This is a genomic window from Nonomuraea maheshkhaliensis, assembly GCF_039529435.1.
In the GTDB taxonomy this organism is placed as follows: Bacteria; Actinomycetota; Actinomycetes; order Streptosporangiales; family Streptosporangiaceae; genus Nonomuraea; species Nonomuraea maheshkhaliensis.
Map to the genome: position 1 here is coordinate 1 of NZ_BAAAMU010000269.1, position 3,798 is coordinate 3,798.

At 75.1% G+C, this 3,798-nt stretch carries 1 protein-coding gene; it reads right to left on the reverse strand.

Annotated features, from left to right (window positions below):
• Positions 1–3,798, reverse strand: a 3,798-nt coding sequence (locus ABFX54_RS56165) for an amino acid adenylation domain-containing protein (RefSeq protein WP_346115534.1), incomplete at both ends; no start/stop codon positions are given.

Here is a 3,798-nt window from a genome sequence, read left to right on the forward strand (position 1 = left end):
GGGTGGCGATCAGGCTGTCCGGATCATCCTCATCGCCCAGAAGCTCCCGCTGCCACAGGGTGTAGTCGGCGTACTGGACCGGCAGCGGCTCCCACACCGGAGCCCGGCCGCCGCGCCGCGCCGCGTACGCCACCGAGACGTCCCGGGCCAGCGGCCCGATCGACCAGCCGTCGCCCGCGATGTGATGGATCACCACCACCAGCACCAGCTCGCCCGGCCCGGCCGCGAACAGCCAGGCCCGGATCGGCGCCTCGGACGACAGGTCGAAGGCGTAGCCCGCCGCCTCCGCCACCGCGGCGTCGAGATCGGCCGGCGTCTCCCTGACCGGCTCCCAGGCCAGCTCGTCCGGGGTCAGGACCCGCTGGTAGGGCTCGCCGTCGGCGACGGGGAAGACCGTGCGCAGCACCTCGTGCCGCTCGATCACGTCGCGCAGGGCGCGGCAGAGGGCGTCCCTGTCGACGTCGCCGGTCAGGCGCAGCACGATCGGGTCGTTGTAGGTGCCGCTCGGCCCTTCAAGCTGGCTGATGAACCACAACCGCTGCTGCGCGAACGACAGCGGCACCCGTTCCGGGCGTTCCATCGGTGTCAGCGGCGTCTGGACGGTGCCGTCGGCGGCCAGCCGGGCGGCCAGCCCGGCCACGGTCGGCGCCTCGAAGAGCACCCGGATGTCCAGGTCGGCCCCGAGCACCGCGCGGATCCGGCTGGCCAGCCGCACCGCCAGCAGCGAGTGGCCGCCGAGGGCGAAGAAATCGTCGTCCACACCGACGCTGTCGAGGCCGAGCACCTGGGCGAACACGGCGCACAGGATCTCCTCCCTGGCGTCCTGCGGCCGGCGGTCGGCCGGCCCGGCCGCCGGGCCCGCGTGGCCGGGACGGGGCAGCGCCTCGCGGTCGAGCTTGCCGTTGACCGTCAGCGGCAGCGTCTCCAGCGCCACCACGGCCGCGGGGACCATGTAGCCGGGCAGGCGTTCCGCGGCGTGTTCGAGGATCGAGGGGATGGCGTCGTGCGCGCCGGCGGCCAGGACGACGGAGGCGGCCAGGCGCCTGTCGCCCGGCTCGTCCTCGCGCGGGACGACCGCGGCCTGCGCGACCGCCGGGTGCGTACGGAGCACGTTCTCGATCTCGCCGGGCTCGATCCGGAAGCCGCGGATCTTCACCTGGTCGTCGCTCCGCCCGGCGAAGGCCAGCTCGCCGTGCGGCGTCCAGCGGGCCAGGTCGCCGGTGCGGTAGAGCCTGCCGCCATCGGCGGCGAACGGGTCGGCCACGAACCGCTCGGCGCTCAGCCCAGGACGGCCGAGGTAGCCGCGCGCCAGCCCGGCCCCGGCGACGTAGATCTCCCCGACGGCCCCGACCGGCACGGGCGTCAGGTACTCGTCCAGGACGTACACCCGCGTGTTCGGCACGGGCGAGCCGATCAGCACCTGGCCGGCGCCGGGGTCGCAGCGCCACAGCGTGGCGTCCACGGTGGTCTCGGTCGGCCCGTACGAATTGAACATGCGCCGGCCGCGCGCCCACCGCGCCATGACGTCCGGCGGGCACGCCTCCCCCGCGACCACCACGACGACGCCGGGATCGAGAGCCTGCTCCGGCAGCGTGGCCAGCACCGCGGGCGGCAGCGTCACGTGCGTCACGCCCCGCTCGGTGAGGAACCGCGGCAGGCCCTCGCCCAGCCGCCGCTCCGGCGGGATCACCACCAGCGCCGCCCCGGACAGCAGCGCCATCATCCACTCCCAGCCGAACGTGTCGAAACTCGCCGACGCGAACTGCCCCACGCGGCTGCCAGGACCGACCCCGAGGGCGCGGACCTGGCCCGCGACCAGCGCGGCCACGCCGGCGTGGGTGACCAGCACGCCCTTGGGCCGGCCGGTCGAGCCGGAGGTGTAGATGACGTACGCCGGATGCTCCACCGACCTGCCGCCCCTGCCCACCGGCGCGGCCGGGCTCTCGGCGTCGATCAGCAGGGTCGTCGCGCCCGCCGCCGCCGGGACGCCGGCCGTGGCCGAGGAGGTGACGACGATCGCGGGCGCCGCGTCCGCCACCATGAACGCCACCCGGTCGGCCGGGTACTCGGGGTCGATCGGCAGGTACGCGCCACCGGCCTTCAGCACGCCCAGCAGCGCGACGATCAGGTCGGCCCCGCGTTCGAGGCACACGCCGACCACCGACTCCGGGCTGACCCCGTGCCCGGCCAGCCGCCCGGCCAGCCGTTCGGCGCGCGCGTCCAGCTCGGCGTAGGTCAGCTCTGCGTCACCCGCGATCAGGGCGACTGCGTCCGGAGTGCGCGCCACCTGGGCCTCGAACAGCTCCGCAACGGTCGCGGGCGTCACCTCGGGGGCCTCGGTGTCGTTCCAGCGGGTCAGGACGTCATGACGTTCGCCGGCGCCGAGCACGTCCAGGGTGCTGAGCCGGACCCGCGGATCGCCGGAGACGGTCTCCAGCACGCGCGCCAGCCGCCCTGCCAGCGCGGTGACGGTGCCGGGCTCGAAAAGGTCGGCGGCGGCCGTGATCAGCGCGCGCACGCCGGCCGGGGCGCCGCCGTCGTCGAACACCTCGGCCATGATGACGTCGAGGTCGAACTTGGCCGCGGAGGCGCTGGTGTGCACGGTCTCGGCCCGCAGGCCGGGCAGGTCGATCTCCTCGTCGAGGGTGTTCTGCAGCGTCAGCATGACCTGGAACAGGGCGTGCCGGCCCATCGAGCGGCTCGGGGACAGCTCCTCGACCAGGCGCTCGAACGGCACGTCCTGGTTGGCGAAGACCGACAGGCTGGTCTCGCGGACCCGGGCCAGGACCTCGGTGAAGGCGGGGTCGCCTGACAGGTCCGTACGCAGGACGAGGGTGTTGACGAAGGAGCCGACCAGGTCGTCCAGCGCCTCGTCGGTGCGTCCCGCGTTCGGCGAGCCGATCGGGACGTCGGTGCCCGCGCCGAGGCGCGACAGCAGCATGGCCAGCGCGGCCTGCAGCACCATGAACATGGTGACGCCCTCCGCCCGCGCCACCTCGCGCAGCCGGGCGTGCACCTCGGCCCGGACCTCCATGGGCACCGGGTGTCCGCGGTGCGTGGCCACGTCCGGGCGCGGATGGTCGAAGGGCAGCGTCAGCTCCTCCGGCGCGCCGGCCAGCGCGTCGCGCCAGTAGGCGACCTGGCCGGACAGGACGCTGCCCGGGTCCCGTTCGTCGCCGAGCAGGTCCCGCTGCCACAGGGTGTAGTCGGCGTACTGGACCGGCAGCGGCGCCCAGGCCGGCGGCCGGCCGGCGCGGCGCGCGGCGTAGGCGGCGGACAGGTCGCGGGCCAGCAGGCCGGTGGAGGAGCCGTCACTGGCGATGTGGTGGATCACCACGGCCAGGACCCGCTCGTCGGGGGCGAGGCGGAACAGCCAGGCCCGCAGGGGCACCTCGCGGGCCAGGTCGAACACGTACCGGGCGGCGGCGGAGACCGCCTCGTCCAGCTCCTCCGGCGCGAGGTCGGTGACCGGCAGCTCAAGCGCCGCCTCCGCCGCCGGGACGATCTCCTGATACGGCTCCCCGTCGGCGGCAGGGAACCGGGTGCGCAGCACCTCGTGCCGCTCCACGACGTCGCGCAACGCCAGGCGGAGCGCGCCGACGTCGAGCTCGCCGCGCAGCCGCAGCGCGACCGGCACGTTGTAGGCGGCGCTCGACCCTTCGAGCTGGCCGATGAACCACACGCGGCGCTGCGCGAACGACAGCGGCACCCGGTCAGGACGCTCCCTGCGCGTGAGTGCCGTCTGCGCGGCGGCGGCGCGGGCCCTGCGGGTCGCGTCGAGGTGGGCGGCGAGCAGGG